Origin of the sequence: Pseudoalteromonas sp. GABNS16E, from assembly GCF_028598715.1 — a bacterium.
Classification (GTDB): Bacteria; Pseudomonadota; Gammaproteobacteria; order Enterobacterales; family Alteromonadaceae; genus Pseudoalteromonas; species Pseudoalteromonas atlantica.
This window is the reverse complement of record NZ_JAQREZ010000031.1, coordinates 12070-31159: the sequence shown is the minus strand read 5'-3', so window position 1 is coordinate 31159 and position 19090 is coordinate 12070. Positions and strand designations below refer to the sequence as shown.

General features: G+C 42.3%; 20 protein-coding genes and 1 pseudogene. 10 read left to right on the top strand and 11 right to left on the bottom strand.

Annotated elements, in window-relative coordinates; genetic code table 11:
• The first annotated feature begins 35 nt into the window (after nt 1-35).
• A complete protein-coding gene (locus tag PSI06_RS13145; RefSeq protein WP_024032916.1) occupies nt 36-935 on the top strand; it encodes a LysR family transcriptional regulator ArgP in 900 nt (299 codons plus the stop codon).
• Between the two features lie 15 nt (nt 936-950).
• Here PSI06_RS13145 and PSI06_RS13140 read toward each other — a convergent pair whose 3' ends face one another.
• A complete protein-coding gene (locus PSI06_RS13140) occupies nt 951-2264 on the bottom strand; it encodes a M20/M25/M40 family metallo-hydrolase (protein ID WP_273603941.1) in 1314 nt (437 codons plus the stop codon).
• A gap of 397 nt (nt 2265-2661) precedes the next feature.
• Here PSI06_RS13140 and PSI06_RS13135 point away from each other — a divergent pair, with 397 nt between their 5' ends.
• From PSI06_RS13135 to PSI06_RS13125, 4 genes are all read left to right on the top strand, one after another.
• Nucleotides 2662-4215, top strand: a complete 1554-nt coding sequence (locus tag PSI06_RS13135; RefSeq protein WP_273603942.1) for a DUF7380 domain-containing protein — start codon at nt 2662-2664, stop codon at nt 4213-4215.
• Entirely contained in the window at nt 4206-4478 is a 273-nt protein-coding gene (locus tag PSI06_RS21700) for a DUF4209 domain-containing protein (RefSeq protein WP_369128028.1), read from the top strand. The genes PSI06_RS13135 and PSI06_RS21700 overlap by 10 nt, the downstream gene beginning before the upstream one ends.
• A 72-nt stretch (nt 4479-4550) precedes the next feature.
• Nucleotides 4551-4757, top strand: a complete 207-nt coding sequence (locus tag PSI06_RS13130) for a hypothetical protein (RefSeq protein ID WP_273603943.1) — start codon at nt 4551-4553, stop codon at nt 4755-4757.
• Nucleotides 4758-4789: 32 nt separating this feature from the next.
• Nucleotides 4790-5011 (top strand): hypothetical protein, encoded by a 222-nt coding sequence (locus tag PSI06_RS13125; protein ID WP_029773664.1) that lies wholly within the window; start codon nt 4790-4792, stop codon nt 5009-5011.
• Between the two features lie 122 nt (nt 5012-5133).
• Here PSI06_RS13125 and PSI06_RS13120 read toward each other — a convergent pair.
• Nucleotides 5134-5424, bottom strand: a pseudogene (locus PSI06_RS13120) (SDR family oxidoreductase); the annotation flags it as partial.
• A gap of 132 nt (nt 5425-5556) precedes the next feature.
• Between PSI06_RS13120 and PSI06_RS13115 the strand changes: the two are divergent.
• Nucleotides 5557-5811 (top strand): type II toxin-antitoxin system Phd/YefM family antitoxin, encoded by a 255-nt coding sequence (locus PSI06_RS13115; protein ID WP_004587013.1) that lies wholly within the window; start codon nt 5557-5559, stop codon nt 5809-5811.
• Nucleotides 5804-6067 (top strand): Txe/YoeB family addiction module toxin, encoded by a 264-nt coding sequence (locus PSI06_RS13110; RefSeq protein WP_024032911.1) that lies wholly within the window; start codon nt 5804-5806, stop codon nt 6065-6067. Before PSI06_RS13115 ends, PSI06_RS13110 begins: the two co-directional genes overlap by 8 nt.
• 131 nt (nt 6068-6198) lie before the next feature.
• Here the strand turns inward: PSI06_RS13110 and PSI06_RS13105 are convergent, their stop codons facing one another.
• On the bottom strand, nt 6199-6879 hold the full coding sequence (locus tag PSI06_RS13105) for an SDR family oxidoreductase (RefSeq protein ID WP_096042718.1): 681 nt from the start codon (nt 6877-6879) through the stop codon (nt 6199-6201).
• A gap of 228 nt (nt 6880-7107) precedes the next feature.
• Entirely contained in the window at nt 7108-8106 is a 999-nt protein-coding gene (locus PSI06_RS13100; protein ID WP_248473512.1) for a DUF4382 domain-containing protein, read from the bottom strand.
• A 346-nt stretch (nt 8107-8452) separates the two neighbouring features.
• On the opposite strand from PSI06_RS13100, the gene PSI06_RS13095 reads away from it, so the two are divergent.
• Nucleotides 8453-9304, top strand: a complete 852-nt coding sequence (locus tag PSI06_RS13095; protein WP_273603944.1) for a mechanosensitive ion channel family protein — start codon at nt 8453-8455, stop codon at nt 9302-9304.
• A 99-nt stretch (nt 9305-9403) separates the two neighbouring features.
• Here the strand turns inward: PSI06_RS13095 and astB are convergent, their stop codons facing one another.
• The 3 genes from astB to PSI06_RS13080 form a co-directional block, all read right to left on the bottom strand.
• Complete coding sequence (gene astB / locus PSI06_RS13090) at nt 9404-10750, bottom strand: N-succinylarginine dihydrolase (protein ID WP_004587018.1); 1347 nt, start codon at nt 10748-10750, stop codon at nt 9404-9406.
• A gap of 412 nt (nt 10751-11162) precedes the next feature.
• Nucleotides 11163-12266, bottom strand: a complete 1104-nt coding sequence (locus PSI06_RS13085; RefSeq protein ID WP_273603945.1) for an L-dopachrome tautomerase-related protein — start codon at nt 12264-12266, stop codon at nt 11163-11165.
• Nucleotides 12263-13279, bottom strand: coding sequence for a zinc-binding alcohol dehydrogenase family protein (locus PSI06_RS13080; protein WP_273603946.1), 1017 nt, complete (start codon nt 13277-13279; stop codon nt 12263-12265). The genes PSI06_RS13085 and PSI06_RS13080 overlap by 4 nt, the downstream gene beginning before the upstream one ends.
• 113 nt (nt 13280-13392) lie before the next feature.
• Between PSI06_RS13080 and PSI06_RS13075 the strand changes: the two genes are divergently transcribed.
• Nucleotides 13393-14292, top strand: coding sequence for a LysR family transcriptional regulator (locus PSI06_RS13075; protein WP_248461765.1), 900 nt, complete (start codon nt 13393-13395; stop codon nt 14290-14292).
• Here PSI06_RS13075 and PSI06_RS13070 read toward each other — a convergent pair.
• Nucleotides 14281-14739: a MarR family winged helix-turn-helix transcriptional regulator gene (locus PSI06_RS13070; RefSeq protein ID WP_004587023.1), complete on the bottom strand. Its 459-nt coding sequence runs from the start codon at nt 14737-14739 to the stop codon at nt 14281-14283. The two genes, PSI06_RS13075 and PSI06_RS13070, sit on opposite strands and share 12 nt — an antisense overlap.
• Before the next feature lie 135 nt (nt 14740-14874).
• Between PSI06_RS13070 and PSI06_RS13065 the strand changes: the two genes are divergently transcribed.
• Entirely contained in the window at nt 14875-15303 is a 429-nt protein-coding gene (locus PSI06_RS13065) for an organic hydroperoxide resistance protein (protein WP_004587024.1), read from the top strand.
• Between the two features lie 267 nt (nt 15304-15570).
• On the opposite strand, the gene PSI06_RS13060 is transcribed toward PSI06_RS13065, so the two are convergent.
• From PSI06_RS13060 to PSI06_RS13050, 3 genes are all read right to left on the bottom strand, one after another.
• Nucleotides 15571-16038: a nuclear transport factor 2 family protein gene (locus PSI06_RS13060; protein WP_273603947.1), complete on the bottom strand. Its 468-nt coding sequence runs from the start codon at nt 16036-16038 to the stop codon at nt 15571-15573.
• Between the two features lie 89 nt (nt 16039-16127).
• Nucleotides 16128-18263, bottom strand: a complete 2136-nt coding sequence (locus PSI06_RS13055; RefSeq protein ID WP_273603948.1) for an FAD-binding oxidoreductase — start codon at nt 18261-18263, stop codon at nt 16128-16130.
• Between the two features lie 82 nt (nt 18264-18345).
• Nucleotides 18346-18966, bottom strand: a complete 621-nt coding sequence (locus tag PSI06_RS13050; protein ID WP_273603949.1) for a glutathione S-transferase family protein — start codon at nt 18964-18966, stop codon at nt 18346-18348.
• Between the last annotated feature and the right edge of the window lie 124 nt (nt 18967-19090).

Below are 19090 nucleotides of genomic sequence, written 5' to 3'. Positions count from 1 at the left end.
CAATGAATATATTTATTGTTATATGCGTAAAACTCATGATTGATTACCAGTTACTCAATGCGCTTAGTGCCGTGATAAGTGAAGGCGGATTTGAAAAGGCCTCAAAAAAATTATTTATTACCCAATCCGCGGTGAGTAGGCGTATTCATCAGCTTGAGGCCAAACTAGGCGAGCCCGTATTAATAAGAACCCAGCCGCCAACGCCCACGGCACTTGGTAAACGTTTACTTAATCATTTACAGCAAGTATTGCAGCTAGAAGTGGCCCTTAATGTAGAGGCACTTAACGAGCACACAGATTTAAACACCCCGCTTAGCGTAAAGCTTGCTGCTAATGCGGATTCGCTTGCCACCTGGCTGCCCGAAGCACTCGCCGTATTAGATACAGAGCTTGCGTGCAAATTACGCTTTGAAGTTATTAGTGAAGATCAATCCATTGCCCATAAAAGAATGAAAGACGGCGAGGTTATGGTGTGTATTAGCTCATCCCCCGAGCCCGTTAATGGCGGCCTAGTTAGCCCACTTGGCGCCATACGCTACAAAGCCATTGCAAGCCCCGATTTTATAAAACAACATAAGCTTACTGAGCTTTCGCAATTAGCGCATTTACCGTGCTTGGTATTTAGTGAGTATGACAAGCTACAACACCAGTTTTTAGAAGATATTAATGGCTCAGCCCCACTGTTTACCCATATTTACCCTTCGTCAGAGGGATTTAAACAAGCCATGATAGCAGGCCTAGGTTATGGGCTATTACCTACCTTACAGCTAGGAGACTCGCTGATAAAAGGCGAGTTAGTCGATTTATTCCCAGAATATTATATTGATACACCTTTGTATTGGCACTATTGGCAAACCGAAAGCCCGCAGCTTAAAACGTTGCGTAAGTTTGCATTGCAAGTAGCAGGCAAACGGCTAGAGCCTATTAACCTATAAAGGCTAAGCCTGCGTTTATAACTGCCCTAATCTGTAAATAAGCAGTGCTGTTTTAGCGATGTTTTTATTAAGTGAGGTTAAATCGGCGGTTTCGTTTTTAGTGTGCGCACCACTGCCCATGAGGCCTAGGCCATCAAGCGCCATATCAACATGGTTTGCAGCAAACGAAATATCAGCCGCGCCGGCATTACGTGGGTTTGCAGTCTCCACTTTGTTATAGCCTAAGTCTTGGCTTGCTTGGCTATACAGTGCAAGCAGCTTTTTATTACCCTCGGTGAGCCCCATTGGTGGGTAGCCGTCTTCAAAAGTAAGCTCAGCGTGGCTACCATTTAAGCTTTTAGCCACTATTTGCTGCATCACTTTTTTAGCGCCTTCTACCTGCTTTGGCGAAAGCGCCCGTAAATCACCCGCTACATGCACGGTTTGCGCAATTACGTTACTTTTACCAAAAGCCGTGGCTGACGAGTTAGCACTGTCGTACTGTGCATCAGTACCGCCTACAATAAGTCCAGGATTAAAGGTTAAATTAGGTTGTGTGGCTAGTTGCTCTCTAAAGTCATTTAAAATACGCGACGCCTCGTAAATAGCGCCATAGCCCACACTGTCACTAAATATTTGCGATGAATGTGCAGCATTGGCCGTTACATTTAACGTCCAGCCGGTATAACCACGGCGCGCCGCCATAGCGGTTTTAATATTGTTATCGCCGTTCTCAAAACCTAGCGCTACGTCAGCCCAAATTGCTGCATCAACAATCGCCTTTTTAGATAAACTAAGCGGGCGGCCGCTGCTTTCTTCATCGCCGGTAAGCAGTACTTTTACGCTTACGTTTTCAAGTAAATTAAGGGCTTGTAAGCTTTTAAGGGCGGTAATTATAATAGTATTACCACCTTTCATGTCGGCTACACCTGGGCCACTGGCGGTGTGTTCATCAATTTGTTTGTAGGTAGTAAAGTTATCGTGTTGGGCAAACACGGTATCAAGATGGCCGATCATCAGTATTTTTATTGCATCGGGGTTTTTACTTTTGTGCGCAGCTAATACATGCCCTGCACGGTTAAACGCGCTGCCATCTAACCACTCAACCTCAAAACCAATGGCTTTTAGTTGCTCGCTTGCAAGCGCGCCCACCTTTTTTACGCCTTCAATATTTAGTGAACCGCTATTAATGTTTACCGCTTGTTCTATTTCTTTAAGCGCTTGCGGCATGTTGTGCTCAACTTGTTTTACTATTTCACGCTCGTTTTTATTAAGCGCCGCATGGCTTGTAAGCGACAGGGTACTTGCAAGGATAAATATAAGTGCTTGGCTAAATTTTAAAAGTGACATAACAGCTTAATAAGTAGGTAAGAGAGGGTTTAATATGAAGTAAAAATACAGAGGATTCAATAGGCGTAGATTATGGCTTATATAAATAATAATGAGTTACAAGGTTAAGGGTTATAGGGAGAGTGCGTTACGGGTCTAAACTCAGGTTTTTAAAATATGATTTGTTAATTGATAATCAACTAGTACAACTACACAGCTATATATCTGATATTACTGGACCCCACCATTTTAGGGTTTTGCTGTATTTAGGAAAAGTAAGGCGAAGCTAACTATTTGTTTACAGGTGTTTATTTTATAGCTAGGATGAAATCAGTATAAAATGGGGACATCTGCCAGTTTGTAAAACGACAGATGTCGTAAACTAAGTTGTTAGCCGCAACCTACACACGGAGGTTTTATGTCTATTCAAGAAGTTGAAGTTACTTTAGAGGAGTTACAATCATTAGATCAAGAGCAAATAGTCGGTTCATGTAAAAGCCTCGTGTATTATGAATTAGAATCGGCTTTTGGTGGCATAAAAGACTCTAATGCCGCACAGTTACTATCTGCCATTTGCTCGATGCACCTAAAACCTGAAAATTCGAAAGCTCCATTTTCACCTAAATTTATAATGCAAGACCGTAGAGGTCTTATTGCAAATGATTTTTCTAAAGAGTCTTTGAACTCTCTTTCTCAATTTTGTTCGTTTGTAACAATACCTGAATTAAAGGCAAGATTAGCTGATATTTCTTGGGTTACAAAAGCAGGAAGCGTTGAACATGCATATATGGCAATTGAATCATATATTGAATCAGCAAAGAGTTTGTTAGCTGTAGCTGATTCATGGATATATCCTGCGGAAAGAATTGAACGAGCCTTAAGGCTAAGCTGCATGTTTCGAAGGGGTTCGCAACGACCTGATTTATTTGAAAAATTATCAGACTTTATTTTATCTGAAGTAAACAATAAAAAAATAGATGATTCGCCTTTTTATGCATTGCGTTTATTAAAATTATCACATGAATGTGGTGTTGGGGATGATGACTGGATTCTTAATACTGCAGAAGAAATTGCTCAAACTCGTTTTGAAATAGGCGACACAAGAACAGCGATAAGTGGGTGGGAATGTGCATTGCATTCTGCAATTTCAACACGAGATAAAATTAAACAGCAAGAAATTTGGAGAGAAATAGCCTCTTGCCACGTTAAAGATTCTGAAATACAAGATGGTGGTTTGATAGCCGCTAACTGTATACTTAGGGCAATTGATGCTTTGTCTAAAGTTCCTAATACTAGACAAGAAAGACTTGAGCTATATGAGACTATGAGAGATCATCAAATCGAATCCCTGCATCAACTTCATGAGTTTTCATCTCCGCCCCAAGACATTAGCGAAATTGTTCATCAATCAAAACTTGAAGTTCAAGGTAAAGATTTTTTCGATATGCTTTTTAGGCTCGGTGTTCTGGTTTCAAGACCAACAGACATTAATAGGCTCAAAGAGCAAGCTATCGAACAAATGCAAAATAGTATTGCATGGATGTTTAGCGGAACTCATATAGATCATGAAGGTATTACCGTTGCTAAAGTTCCATCAGGAATGGGCCTTGATGATAAACAAGATGGACCTGCTACTTGGTCCACTATGATGAAAAATATCGCAATAGACCATCAACTTGCAGTACAAGGACAAATACGACCCGCTCTAGATGAGCTAATGATACAGCATTATGTTTCAAAGTATGCCTTAGAAAGAATTTTAAAAAATAATCCGTTTATACCTTATGGTCATGAATATTTTTACATAAAGGGTATTTCGTTTGGTCTTGAAGGTGATTTCCTTAGTGCATGTCACATACTTATTCCACAGATTGAGAATTCACTTAGATATGTAGCGCGCACTCAAGGGGAGGAACCAACAACATTACACGGTGACGGTTCTCAAGAAAGAAGTGGTCTTAAATTTCATTAGAACATCCTGTTGTTATTGAAACTTTAGGGCAAGATATTATTGGTAATCTACAGGCAATATTAATAGATAAGATATATGGGGATTTGAGAAATCAAATGTCACACGGGTACATGCCAGCAGGTCACTTTTATGGTGTTGCCCCTGTCTTTCTTTGGTGGCTAGTTTTACATATTGTGATGTTACCACTAGGTAGTCATTGGAAACTACATTATCGACCTGAAAATAAAGCTAACAAGGAAATTAAATTAAACAGTGGTTTATAGTTTTTACATTATGACTCATTGTTTTAGTACGCTTAATTCGGCGTTGGGTGTTCTTCCGATAGAGGGTAAGTTGTGGACGATAATATAGATGATAACCCTGAATGGGTAACTCGCAGCAAAACAATCAAGCAACTCATGAAAAAGCTGCAAACGTTCGAGAATCAAGACTTAAAGGTTCAGATTTCAGTTGATGGTGGTGAGTCCTTCAAATGCATAAGTTTAGTTGGCAAGCACAATAAAGGCGGGGTGCAATATTGTGTTCTTGAAAATTTTGAGTAAATGTTTAGCCGTTATAAATATTTGAGAATCTAATGAAGCAATACTCTGTAGTAAAAGTTATATCTCTTAATAAAAAGTTTATCTATTCAGAAAAAAGCTTTGGCTCAAGAGCTCCTCAAGTCGGTGATGTTGGAACAATAGTTGAAGTTTATGATGGAGCCTTTGATATTGAATGTTGCGATGAAAATGGTGTTACTATTTGGCTTGAAATATTCGAACCTAGTGATGGTGATTTAGAGTTACTGTACATATAGTAAGCTTTTATTAGTGACGAATACTTTCCCTGCATTCTATCCAGCAAGTATTTATCAAAAACAACCATCAGGTTTAACGCCATTGGCATTAAACCTGATGGCTCAAACTCAACCAATCAGCGTTAATTAGTCGGCATTAAATATATCTCGCGCACGTTGTTGCGCTGGTTTGCTTCAATGGCAAACAGTACGGCGTCGGCCACATCTTGCGGGTCGAGTTTGTCGGGCTTTGCTTCATCAAAAAATGGGGTGTTCACCATGCCAGGGGCTATGGTGGTACAGCGGCCGTTCCACTCGCTCATTTCCTCAGCTAAGTTTTGACCAAATCCGTAAGCAAACCATTTAGTTGCGCCGTAAATAGAGCCTTTAATTGGCATACGGCCAGCAGCTGGGCTGGTTAATATAAAGTGGCCTTTGTTTTAGCCCACATGTCTGTGCGCTTTGTTTAGAAATTTGCTACCACAACAAAGTAATGCACAGTATCCTGTACATGTAATAATTTTCCAGCTAAACTTGTCTTATATAATGTACAAGTGAGGTGCAAAATGAGAATAGTGTCTTTTACCGAAGCCCGAAATAGTCTAAAAGCCGTTTTGGATAATGTAATTAATGATGCAGATACGACAGTAATCACTCGTCGTGACACTGAAGATGCGGTTGTAATGTCATTAGATTACTACAACAGCCTTATGGAAACTGTTCATTTACTTCGCTCTCCAGCGAACGCTGAACATTTAAACCGTTCAATTGCGCAGTATAAAGCGGGCAAAACGACTCCACGAGAACTTATTGATGAGTAACAGGTTATTATCATGGACTGATGAAGCTTGGAATAGTTATGTCTACTGGCAGACTCAAGATAAGAAAACCTTGAAACGTATAAATAAGCTAATTGCTGATGTTAAGCGTTCTCCATTTGATGGGATTGGAAAACCGGAACCCCTTAAAGAAAATCTTTCAGGCTTTTGGTCTCGTAGAATAGATGATACAAATCGTTTGGTATATGCCGTGGATGATACAGCAATTACAGTTATCTCGTGCCGTTACCATTACTAAATAAACAAGATAAATAAACAAGACATCCATCTTAAATTCTTCATTCTATCCAGCCAGTATTTATCAAAAACAACCATCAGGTTTAACGCCATTGGCATTAAACCTGATAGCTCAAACTCAACCAATCAGCGTTAATTAGTCGGCATTAAATATATCTCGCGCACGTTGTTGCGCTGGTTTGCTTCAATGGCAAACAGTACGGCGTCGGCTACATCTTGTGGGTCGAGTTTGTCGGGTTTAGCTTCATCAAAAAATGGGGTGTTTACCATGCCAGGGGCTATGGTGGTACAGCGGCCATTCCACTCGCTCATTTCTTCAGCTAAGTTTTGCCCAAACCCGTAAGCAAACCATTTAGTTGCACCGTAAATAGAGCCTTTTATTGGCTTACGGCCAGCGGCTGAGCTGGTTAATATAAAGTGGCCTTTGTTTTGACGTAAATGAGGCAAGGTTGCTTTTGCCGTCCACAGCAGGGCTTTAATGTTTACGTCTATCATGGTTGACCATTCATCGGGGTCGCCTTTTTCAGTGCCTGCGGTTGAAACGCCCATACCTGCGTTGGCAAATGCGGCATCTAGTCGGCCAAATTTTTTAAGCCCTTTTGTTACTACGTTTTCAAGTTCGGTAAAGTCGGTGGCATCTGCGGGTACACTCAGTGCGTTATCTTCACCTAACGACTCAACTAGTTCAGCTAATTTATCTTCACTTCTGGCGGTAAGAATGACTTTATGGCCGTTATTGACCAATGTTTTTGCACTCGCTTCACCTATGCCACTAGAGGCACCTGTAATTAGAACTACTTTTTCTTTCGCCATGATTATTTCTCCTATGTTTACATATTCAAAATGATAAGAACGGTTTAACTAATACGTGCTATTAACTGTACCAGTTCTGGGTTAACGGGGCTTGAATGCAGGTCACTTTACGAATGAATTATTTGGATGATGTTAGGTGAGTGGCTTTAATGGGTTTTTGCAAAGGTGGAGAGTTCGTTTTTGTTATACTTTTTATAAAAAAAGCGCACCTTAAAGTGCGCTATACGTTTATTGTGTTATGTCAAAGCTAACTGAAAGGTCCTCAGTTTGCGGTACACTAATTTGCTTAAGTTGATAAACAGTGAAATCAGTATCTTCTAGCTCTGCATCGTCTATATGTGCGGTGCACGTATAGCCAAGTTGGTAGTCTCCCGGTGTAATGAAAGCAAGCTCAAACTCATATTGGTTATCGTCTTGGTCAAATACAACATTTGCGGTCGCAAGTGGGGCATCTTCTGGGGTTTGCTCATCTATTTCGTATATATCTTTAGGTATTTGAGCATCTGATGAATATAAATATACGGCGTGTCCAAACGTTGAATCTGCAGCAGCAGTGGCGATATTGTCTGTTTCACAGTTATTAATAAGCGCTTGGCTTACTGTGCCTTCAATTTCTTGTGACTCAGAAAGATTTTGTAATCGTACGCCTCTAGGTTTTAAAAAGATCGCCTCATTATTTTGGGGATCGACCAGCGATTTTTTTAGGTCAAATTCTAAAACAAAGTCGTTATCAGTTTGGTTAAGTGTAAAGCCATCGAGTTGTATTTCGCCTACACCATCATTCCCTTTTCTTTTTACCACGAGCGGAGCAATGCTGTCGTCTTCGTATACTACGTGAGATGTAAAACTAAGGTTATTAGTATCGCCATTTATAACCTGAGCGCGGATCCACGAGTATTCGCCTGCTGGCACTTCTTGATCGTCAAGCAGCTCAAAAACATCATCCCCGGTGTAATCGAGCAAATTAACCATTTGTGGTTGAGATGCGTCAGTTTCACTTCGGGTTTCAAAACTAAATTCTTCATCGCCTTGTGTTTTAATAGTGATTGAATCAAACACGACGTTAACCGCTTTTAAACCACTAACCGGCGCATCTGACACACCAAGGCTAAAGGTTGACTTGTCGCTAGATTGTGGCGGTGTTGTGTCATTGTCATCACTTGAAGAGCCACACCCGGCTAATGCAAAAAGAACGGCGCTGCTGACTAATGTTGATTTAAAATTCATGATTTACTCCTTTAGTTTATAAAGCGGATTGTAGAAGGGCTAAGCTGAATTTAGATTGAACTGGTTTTTTGAATAGTTACTTGAAATTAATCTTTATTTTACTTTGCGCATTTTTGAACAAAAGTATGTACGCCATAGGTTAACTAGTTTGTGAGCACAAAGGTTTTAAGTGTGAAAATTTAAGCGAAAAAAAGAAAAACTTTGCCCAATTAATTTGCTGATTTAGGCACACCTTCCCCTTATTTTAATGCTATCGCTTTAAAATTTTTACTATATACTCCCGCCACTTCTTTTGAAGTGTATAGATTTAATTCTTGCTGATAATCAGCCCATAGTTGGAATATGTATGAAAGATAAACTTATTGTGTTTTGGCAAAGCCATTCAGAAACAATCATCACTTTAGGTTACAAAGTGGTATTAGCCTTGGCTATTTTAGTTGCGAGTGCGCTTATTGCGCGTTCAGTAAAAAAAGCGATTAAAAATTCTAAGTCGCCATTAAAAAAAGTAGACGAAACGCTACTGCCGCTTTTATCGAGCATTGCGGGGTATTTAGTTTACATAATTGCTGGGCTGTTTATTTTAGATATTTTTGGCGTTAATACGGCAAGTTTAATAGCGCTAATGGGCGCGGCGGGTTTAGCGATTGGTTTGGCGCTTAAAAACACCTTAAGTAATATTGCCGCTGGCATTATGCTATTAATACTTAGGCCATTTAAAATAGGCGATTTTGTAGATGCGAGCGGTACGCTTGGCACAGTAAACGAAATAAACTTATTTACGACCATTTTTAAAACCACCGACGGCCTTTATATCGCATCGCCTAACGGTAAAGTGTGGGGCGGCAACATTAAAAACTTTACCCGCAACGGTAAAAGGCGCATGGATATAGTGGTGGGAATTTCGTACGCCGACTCTATTGATGTTGGCTTAAATGTACTTAAAGAAGTTGCCGAATCAGAAAGCCGATTACTCGCAGATCCAGCGCCTAAAGTAATGGTTACTTCAATAGGCGAAAGCGCAGTAAATATTCAATTACGTGCATGGGCTGTAAATGGCGATTACTGGCAAACCGTGTGGGATTTAAATAAACGCGTTAAAGAAGCCATAGAAGGCGCGGGGCTGAGTATTCCGTTTCCGCAGCGAACACTACATATATCTGAGTCGATGGCATCGGCAGTAACGGTTAATAACGGTTAATAACGGTAAATAAAACCTTTAAACACTATTAGCATAAGCACAAATAAAAATAGCGAGCCTTGGCTCGCTATTTTTGTATTAGCTTTTTGCTGACGAGTATTAACCTTCTAATTGAAAGTCGTACACCGAGCCTAAGTTAAGCAGTTGGGTTAGTTCATCCAGTGCTTGGTAGCTTTCGGTAAGTAGGGCTGAATCGGCAAAGTCGCTTGCACCTAGCTTATCCCGGTAGTTACGCTTTGCCCAGTCACAAAGCTGAGTGTATTTAGTATCGGTTAAAATAACCTCTGGGTTTACCGCAGCAAGTTCTTGCTCGTTAAGAGCTACACGTAAACGTAAGCAGGCAGGGCCGCCGCCATTTTGCATACTTTGGCGCAGGTCAAAAAACTGCACTTGGTTTACTGGGTTATCCGCTAAAATCATTTCTTCAATGTAGGCGTTTACTGCGCTATTACGTTGGCACTCTTGTGGCGCTACTAATAGCATTGAGCCATCATCTAGGCTTACTAATTGGCTATTAAACAAGTAACTGCTTACTGCATCGCTAATGCTTACTTTATCAGTAGGTACTTCAATTATGTATAGCTGTTTGCTGCCGGTGTAGGCATCGCGAATTTCTTGCAGGGCATCGTGTTGGTTTAAAAATGCTTGCTGGTGGCAAAGCAATACGTTTGCGTTACCTACTGCAATTACATCGTTATGAAACACGCCTTGGTCTATTACATCTGGATTTTGCTGCAGTAAAATTTGGCTCGATTCTTTTAAATTATGTAATCGGCAAATGGCTTCTGAGGCTTCAAGTGTTTGCCTTGCAGGAAACTTAGCCGGTTTTGGTAATTGGCTGTTAAAGGCACTTGCACCAAATACAAACATTTCTAGGCCTTGCTCGCCGTGGCTGTCGCAAAGTCGGGTATGGTTAGCCGCGCCTTCGTCGCCAAAAAAGCCCTGATCGGGTAAATGCGTGTGGTGTGCAAAGTAGCTATCGTTATTAAACATGGCTTTTAGTAAGCGGGTAGTTGTAGCAGGCTCTAGGGAGCGATGAAACTTATTGTTTAAATTAGCTGAGGTAAAATGCACTTTGCCATCGAGGGTGTCTGGCGATGGAGAAACAGTAGCGGCATTGGCGGTCCACATTGCAGAGGCCGAGTAACACGCGCGCAATAAAATAGGGTCGGCTTTAAATGCTTTATGAATAACTTGCGAGTCGTTGCCGGTAAATCCTAGGCGACGTAGTACGTTTAAATCGGGGCGTGCGTGGGGCGCAAACACACCTTGTGTTAGGCCTTTGTCGTGCATGGCTTTCATTTTTTCAAGGCCCTGTAGCACAGCTTCTTGAGGGTTTGAAAAACTTGCCGCATTATTTAACGAGGCAACATTACCATACGATAAACCCGCATAGTTGTGAGTAGGGCCAACTAAGCCATCAAAATTTACTTCTAAGGCGTGCATACACGTTCCAATCATATTGTTTTTAGTTACTTAACAATACAACGCAATGGCCGCGCTTGCAAAGCCTATAAATACGAAATTTATCGGCTGTAAACTCGCTCTTTGTCGCACGTGGTATGGGTATTACTCGGATCGTTTACCTGCCATACGCTAATGTCTAAACGCCATAGTAGGTAAAGGGTGTGGTATAGGTTAGCCATGGTATTTTCCTTGAAAGTTTCACTGAACACATCTGTACTGTGGAAGAATTATGCCAACTGTTAATTGAATATTTTATGAATACAAATCAGATATTTATTAAAACACTAAAAATAACTTTTGAGCGCTTAGCACCATTTTGGGGCTAAAAGGCTCAAAAGTTGCACCAAAAAGCCACGCAGCGGGTGCGTAGCGTATGGTTTATACGCTGTATTTAGCGCCCTACTTTACCCTTTACTAGTGGGTCGAACAACAGCACACTAAATTTTCCTTGGCTGGCGTTTTTACCGTTATTTAATACTGGCGAGCGGTGTAGCTCATCTACGGTAAAATATATTTTATGATCGGCGCCATAACTAAAGCCATCAGGCCAGCTTAAGCGCTCGTCTTTAAATAACACCTGGTATTTACCGCTTGGTTTTACTACACCAATTGCGCCGTTGGTTATGTCGGTAACATACACATTACCGCCGCCATCAACAATAATGCCATCTGAAATTGGTTTAGTGCCGTAACGCGTTACTTTACTTTCAAGGGCGCTTGCGCTCAGGCTTTTATTGTTAATATCGCTTGTGGCAATACGGTAAACCGATGTGCCAGACATAGAGCCAAAGTAAAGCCACTGTTCGCTTGGGTCGAGTGTGATTGGGTTTACGCCTAAACGTGCTGGTTGGCCGCCTAGTTTCATGGTGCGCCCTTCAATGACCATGTCGATGTTTTCGGCTGTGGTGTATGGGCTATTTTGTAAGACTCTGCGCGCCTCACCTGTTTTTAAATTTACGGTAATAATAGCGGCTTGGCTGCCTTGTGCGGTGTCGGCAATGTATACAACGCCGTGTTTATTATCGATAACTAAATCGTTTAAAAACGAGGTGTCGGTAATGGTGGGTTTAGCTAAATAAATTATTTTATGCAGCTGCTCTTTGTTGGTATCCCAACCGACTAAACGCCCAGCACGATCAGGGCCTGATGTATCAAGCATCCATAACACGCCATCGGCAGATACATTTATGCCAAGTACATCATAAAACCCTTTGCCGTTTTTATACGCGTATGCCCATTCTTCATTAGGGTAGGGCTTGGTGGTGCCATCGCTTAATAGCTCCATAATTTTTTGTTTTTGGCCGTAAAAACCATGTACCGATAAAAACTTACGGCCCGAGGGCGTAATAGCAATATTACCCGGTGGGTGCTGCGCGTCGAATGTGGCTACTGTTTTTAAATCAGCATTTTGATTAGCGGTATTAGCAAACACACTGCTGGTTAAAAACGCAGTGCTACAGGCTGCAACTAAAAGTATTTTTTTAATCTGGTTCATGCTTCAAAGCCTTCTAAAACAAGTTTACCGCGTGAGGTGTGCGATTCTAAAATTTGGTGTGCTTTATATAAATTAGCGGCGTTTATTAATCCTAAATTTTGCCCAAGCGTGGTTTTAAGTGTACCTGAGTCTATCAGCTCGCTAATTTCATTAAGTAAGGTGTGCTGCGCTGTTATATCGGCGGTAGTAAATAGCGAGCGGGTAAACATAAACTCCCAATGCACCGATATACACTTACGCTTAAATTTTAAAATATCGAACGATGTAGGGTCGTCTATTAGCGCAAATTTACCTTGCGGTTTAATACACTCTACTATTTGGTCTTGGTATTGGTCGGTGTGGGTTAAGCCAATAACGTAATCAAACTCAGCTAAACCAAGCTCTAGGCGCTGCTCGTTTAAGTTTTTAGTATGATCGAGCACGTAATCGGCTCCTAACTCTTTAAGCCAAGTTACGCTTTGCTCGCGTGACGCAGTACCTACCACCTTTAGCCCAGTAAGCTGCTTTGCAAGCTGTACCAAAATAGAGCCAACGCCACCTGCGGCGCCAATAACTAAAATAGATTGCTGAGTATTTTGCTTATTTTTAGGCACTTGCAGGCGATCAAATAGCATTTCGTAGGCGGTAATACTGGTTAGCGGCAGCGCTGCGGCTTGTGCGTCGGTTAATGTTTTAGGCGCACGCCCTACAATACGCTCGTCAACTAATTGAAATTGCGCATTACTGCCTTGGCGCGATAAATCGCCGGCGTAAAATACACGATCCCCCACATTAAATAACGAAACCGACTCGCCAACGGCTTTTACAACGCCTACGCCGTCCCAACCTAATACTTTGTAGCCTTGCTCTGGCGCTACATTTGCACGTATTTTTGTATCAACAGGGTTTACCGAAATAGCATTTACTTCAATAAGTAGGTCGTGCCCGGTGGCGGTTGGGGTATCAAGTTCAATTGCTTGTATAGAGCTTGCTGTAAGCGTTTTAGTGTTTTTGGTGTAGCCAAATGCTTTCATGTGCGTTCCTGATGATTTTAACCAAGTGTTTTTAACTTATAAGCACTATAGCTCAGTTGAAAAATAGAAAAAGACATGAAAAACTAAAGCACTTTCAAATTTTAATTGAAAATATGCGATCATTTAACGATATTCAAACTTTTATAGATGTAGCCAGTTGCGCCAGTATTTCTGAAGCCGCAAGGCAAAACGCACAAACCCCAGCGGCGGTAAGTGCAGCTATTAAGCGCCTAGAAAAAGACTTAGGAAACGTGCTGTTTATTCGCTCTACTCGCAGCTTACGCTTAAGTGTGGCAGGGGAGCAGTTTTTAAGTTACGCCAAAGACTCCCTTTCGCTTATTCAACAAGGGGTAGCTGCAGTACAAACCGCAGTGGGCGAAGTAACGGGAACGCTACAGGTATCGGCCCCGTGCGACTTAGGGCGCAATAAACTAAGTGAATGGCTTAATGAGTTTTTAGCACACTACCCGAATGTAAAACTTAAACTGCACTTAAGTGACGAAGTAAGCGACATTTACAGCCAATCAATTGATATCGCACTGCGCTTTGGTGTACCAAAAGATTCGCAGTTAATTGCAGCGCCACTTTTTTTAAATAATGCGCGTATTTTAGTGGCCTCTGCTGAGTATATTGCTAAAAATGGATTGCTTACACATCCACTTAATTTAACGCAGCACACCACCATTACCTTTATGCGCTTTGGCGAAGTGTTTAAAGAGTGGCGATTTTATAAAAATGGCGCAGTGCAAAAAGTGCAGCTAAATTGCCAACACATAGTTAACGATGGCGAAATGGTTAGGCGCTGGGCGCTAGAGGGCAAAGGCATTGCGTATAAGTCGTACTTAGATGTAATTGATGATTTAGCAAGCGGGCAGCTCGTTCATTTATGCCCCGAGTGGCAAAGCGATCCACTACCGCTTTATATGATGTACGCCGACCGACGCCAAATGACCCCGGTGATCAGCGCATTTAGGGCGTTTATTCAACAAAAAATAACCGCGTTAGTTGGCTAACTCATCATCGTTTTTAGTTGTTAAATCGCTTATTACTAAATCAAGCAGCTGCATTAGCTGTTTGGCTTGTGTGGGGTCTACACTTTCAAACTTACATAATATATTTTTCGGAATATCAGCGGCTTCTTTTTTAAGGGCTTGCCCACTTTGGGTAAGCTGAATTAGGCGCTTTCGCTTATCGTGCTCATCTTTAATAACAGCCAGCAGAGACTTTTCGGTCATTTTTTTGAGTATTTGGGTCATAGCGCCACCATCAATAGCGGTTTTATCTATTAGCTGCGCTATGGTTATTTTGTCTTGCTCCCACAGCGCCATCATTACTACATACTGCGGATACGTTAAATTAAGTGCAGCTAAAGGCTCACGGTAAGCACGTGCAATGCTATTTGATGCCATATATAACCTATGACAAAGCTGATTTTTTAATTTTAATTGCTCAAATGACATACCCAACTCCTAGTGCGTTAATAGCTTCAACTCAAAAAACATTTTAATTTGCATGCAAAGTATTTGCAATCTCTAATTACTTGCCCTATTATTTTGCATGCAAACTAAATTAATTGATAAACTTTGGAGTTCACTATGAATGTATTACAAAACGTTGCCTACACAGCAAAAGCAACTGCAACCGGTGGCCGTGAAGGTGTAGCTAAATCAGACGATGGCCGTTTAAATGTAAACTTATCAACCCCAAAAGGGCTAGGTGGCGACGATGGACAAGGCACAAACCCAGAGCAATTATTTGCAGCTGGTTATGCAGCGTGCTTTATTGGTGCACTAAAATTTGTAGCCGGTAGCGAAAAAATTGCGCTACCAAGTGATACACATATTAACTCTGAAGTATCTATTGGCGCGATTGAAGGCGGGTTTGGCATTGCAGTTAAATTAGCTGTATCACTCGGTGATATGGATAAAACAGCAGCGCAAGAGCTGGTAAATAAAGCACACCAAGTATGCCCATACTCAAACGCTACACGCGGTAATATTGAAGTTGAGCTTTCGGTTATTTAATTAACTGATCACTTAGCATTGTAATAGCCCAGTGGTTTGCCACTGGGCTTTTTTGTAAGCAAAGTTTATTAAATAACGTTATAAATATATAAAAACAGCATGATTAAATTAACCCACGTACCATCAATTGACACAGATGTATTTGTCATTGCAGTGATTAAGTAAGCAGCTCTTTAATGCTGAAAAACGTTGGGAGGATGAAAAGGGTTAAGGCGTTCTGCAAGAACGCCGATAGAGGGTAGGCTTTATCGTCTGTATCGGGTGTGCCTACAACCCTAACTCCGATAACCCTGGGTGGTCGTCGGGGCGGCGCCCTTGGGGCCAGTGGAATTTACGCTCTGATTCTTTGATGGGTAAGTCGTTGATGCAAGCAAAGCGGTTTTGCATTAAACCATTTTCATCGAATTCCCAGTTTTCGTTGCCGTAGGAGCGAAACCAGTTGCCGCTGTCGTCGTGCCACTCATACGCGTAACGCACGGCAATACGATTTTCAGTGAAAGCCCATAACTCTTTTATCAGCCTATATTCCAATTCTTTTTCCCATTTTCCCGTTAAAAATGCAGCGGCTTCCTCACGGCTGTTCACGAAAGAGCTGCGATTACGCCATTTGGTATCCACTGTATAAGCAAGTGATACCTTTTCAGCGTTACGGCTGTTCCAACCATCTTCTGCTAGACGCACTTTTTTGATGGCGCTTTCGCGGGTAAAAGGGGGCAGTGGTGGGCGTGTATTCATGTTTAAATCCTCTTTGGGTAAAGTAACGTTGAATAACTTGTATAGGTTTCATCAATAAGTGACTTTGAATATTAGCCTGTTTAATTGAGCTACAAATCTAATATAACAGTGTCGGAACCTTTCGCTGGCACAGCGCAGCATAACAATACGTCTGATGGGTCAATATATGCACTTGGCTTGGTGCGATACGTTACAGCACCACTTTTTAGTTTAACCGCACATGAGCCACATTGGCCGTTGCGGCAACTGTATGGTGGCGTAAGCCCTTTGCTTTCGGCTACGTCGAGCAGGGGCTTGTCACCCTTGTACCAGCTTTGTTCAATACCTGAGTGGGCAAACTTTATCACAGCAGATTCAGCCTCTAGCTCAGCGTGGTTGCTGGTATCTCTTGATTGGCGAAGTAAAGATGATGGCCCAAACGCTTCGGCATGAATATCTTCATCTTTTACCCCAATGCCAATCAGTAAGTCATACATACTTTGCATAAAACCTTGGGGGCCACACAGATAAAAGTCTTTGTCGAACAGCGATGGGAAATCGACGCTATGCTCTGTGGCCATTGCATTGAGTACGTCCATTACCAAGCTTTGGCTAATTCGCGCTTGGGAAGTGTAATCGTTCGACACAATAGCGTTTTGCGTTTGATTGCTGTGCGACTGACTTAATACAGAATAATACTGAATACGCCCAGCGCTGCGCTTTGCAATGTTGCTCAGCTCTGCATAAAAAGCGCGTTGCTCACTGTTTTTGGCCGCTTGAATAACTGCCATTGGGCGGATATAGCGAGTGCGTATACCTTCATTAACTGCATCATTTGCCATGGCCACCATTGGTGTAATGCCCACACCTGCACCTATTAAAATGGCTGGGCGCTGTTGTGTGTTATCGATAAAAAAATGGCCGCTTGGTGCTTTAATCTGTATTTCACTGCCAATCAATATTCGAGAATGCAAGGTACTTGATACCAGACCATACTCTTCACGTTTTACTGAAATACGATAACCACTTTGCGATGGGGCACTGGATACAGTGTAATTGCGCACAAGCCAGTTTTCAGTATTTTGCTGCTTAATACGCAGGGTTAAGTGTTGCCCTGGGGAAAATGGTAGTACGGGAGAGCCATCTTTAGGCTGTAAGTAAAATGAGCGGATTGTACTACTCTCGTCTTCGATTTTACTGACGGTAAATGCGCGCCACTGGTTGCGTTTAGCTTGTGCTTTAACGATTGCTTCTGCCTGTGACCAAGTACCCGTTGCTTGAGAATTGGGAGAGTAGCTATCGAATTGAGCGCGAAATGGAAGTGCCGCTTTTAATGTCAGCCCTTGGGTTAGGGTAAATTGCCAGCCGCGCTGTGCACCTTGAAACCCTTCTATTAAAGGTGAGTCACTCGCCAGCAAGGTAACCGTGCCGGTTAACATAAAAACATCGCCGCTGGTAAAATCAACAAACAATAACCCTGCCTTGGGGTTGACTAAGAAGTTTCCCAGCGTATTGAAGAAGTTATTTCCTGCATAATCAGGAATGGTGAGGGTGTTTTCGTCAACCTTTATAAAACCTGGCATGCCGCCACGGTGCGACACATCAACCCCCATAGCATTATGGGCAGATAGCTGACGGTTTACTTCGTTTGAAGGTTCGTGACCCGCAGAACTGGCAACAAAAAACGTATCCGCTTGGCGGATAAAGGCCTTTAGGCTATCACTTAGTTCAAAAAACGTTTCAGCGCGCGGAGCTTTGTATGGCGCATCTGGCGAACGGATAAAGTGAAGGTCGCGAGTTTGAATATACTGCGGACAATTCCCAAAAGATTGCTCAACCTCTAAAGCAAACTGGTTGTTCGCTGCGCTGGTAACACAAGCGTTGACGCGGTTTCTACGCCGGGTCGACATTTCTAACCCCAGTAAACCCAATCGAGCACCTTGTGTAATTGCTGCTGCTAATGGATCACCTGATAAAATAGGGGTGTTTACTGTGAGCTGAGTCGGGGAAGGGGACTGCACGAAGCCGGGCTTTCCAGGTAAAATTGACGCCCAAAGTTGCCCCTTATCTGATGTACTACCCAGCACCATAAACGGCAGTTGTTGGAAAAACTGCCTATGCTGATCTGGCATGTATGGGCGGATTGCGCGACGGCCAATATTGTCCATCTGCTCCAGAGCACCTACACTGGCTTGCAACTGACGTTCACCATCGTGAAATGGAGCATAGCGATTGCTTGGTTCCATGGGGCCTCCAATACGGGTAAGTTAATTTGCTTGATTGGTATGACTGGGCTTAGCGCCCAGTCAAAAAAGGTAAGTCAATAGGTTAGGCAACGAGACCTGCTTTAGTCGTTGCCATTGGCTTAAACCCATCTAGTGCCTCTACATTTGCTAAAAAGCGACGAACATTTGGGTACTCAGCCAAGGACACATTACCCTCAGGAGCATGGGCTGTGTACGTATAAATAGCGATATCGGCTATGCTCGGGCTTTCTCCTACCAAAAACGCTCTATCCTCTAAATGTGCATCCAGTTTTTTCAACACGTTGTGGGCTGTAGCAATCGCAAAGTCAGCATCCAAGGTTGCGTTGAACACGGTAACTAAGCGTGCATTGCACGGGCCAAAAGCAATTTCTCCTGCCGCCAATGACAAGAACTTTTGCACTTGGGCTTCAAGCACGGCATCGGTAGGTAAATAGTTCGGCGCGTATTTACGTGCTAGGTAAACCAGAATGGCATTTGAATCACTGATAACCGTGTCACCGTCTTCTAATACGGGTACTTGACCCGCAGAGTTTAGGGCTAGAAAGGGGGCTTTTTTGTGCTCGCCGTTGGCTAAGTCAACATTGATCACTTGGTGGGCGATACCAGCGATGTTCGCAAATAACTCGACACGCTGAGCGTGGCCTGAAAGTGGGAACGAATGAATTTTGACTTCATTTGACATAATAGATCCTCTGTTAGGTATAAGGTTAACTGGCCTTGTTTGGGCTTATCTTTGCGTTCGAACAAATAATAGGCGCTGAATTTCTTATGTACAATACATTGATTTATAGAATCACTATGTACAA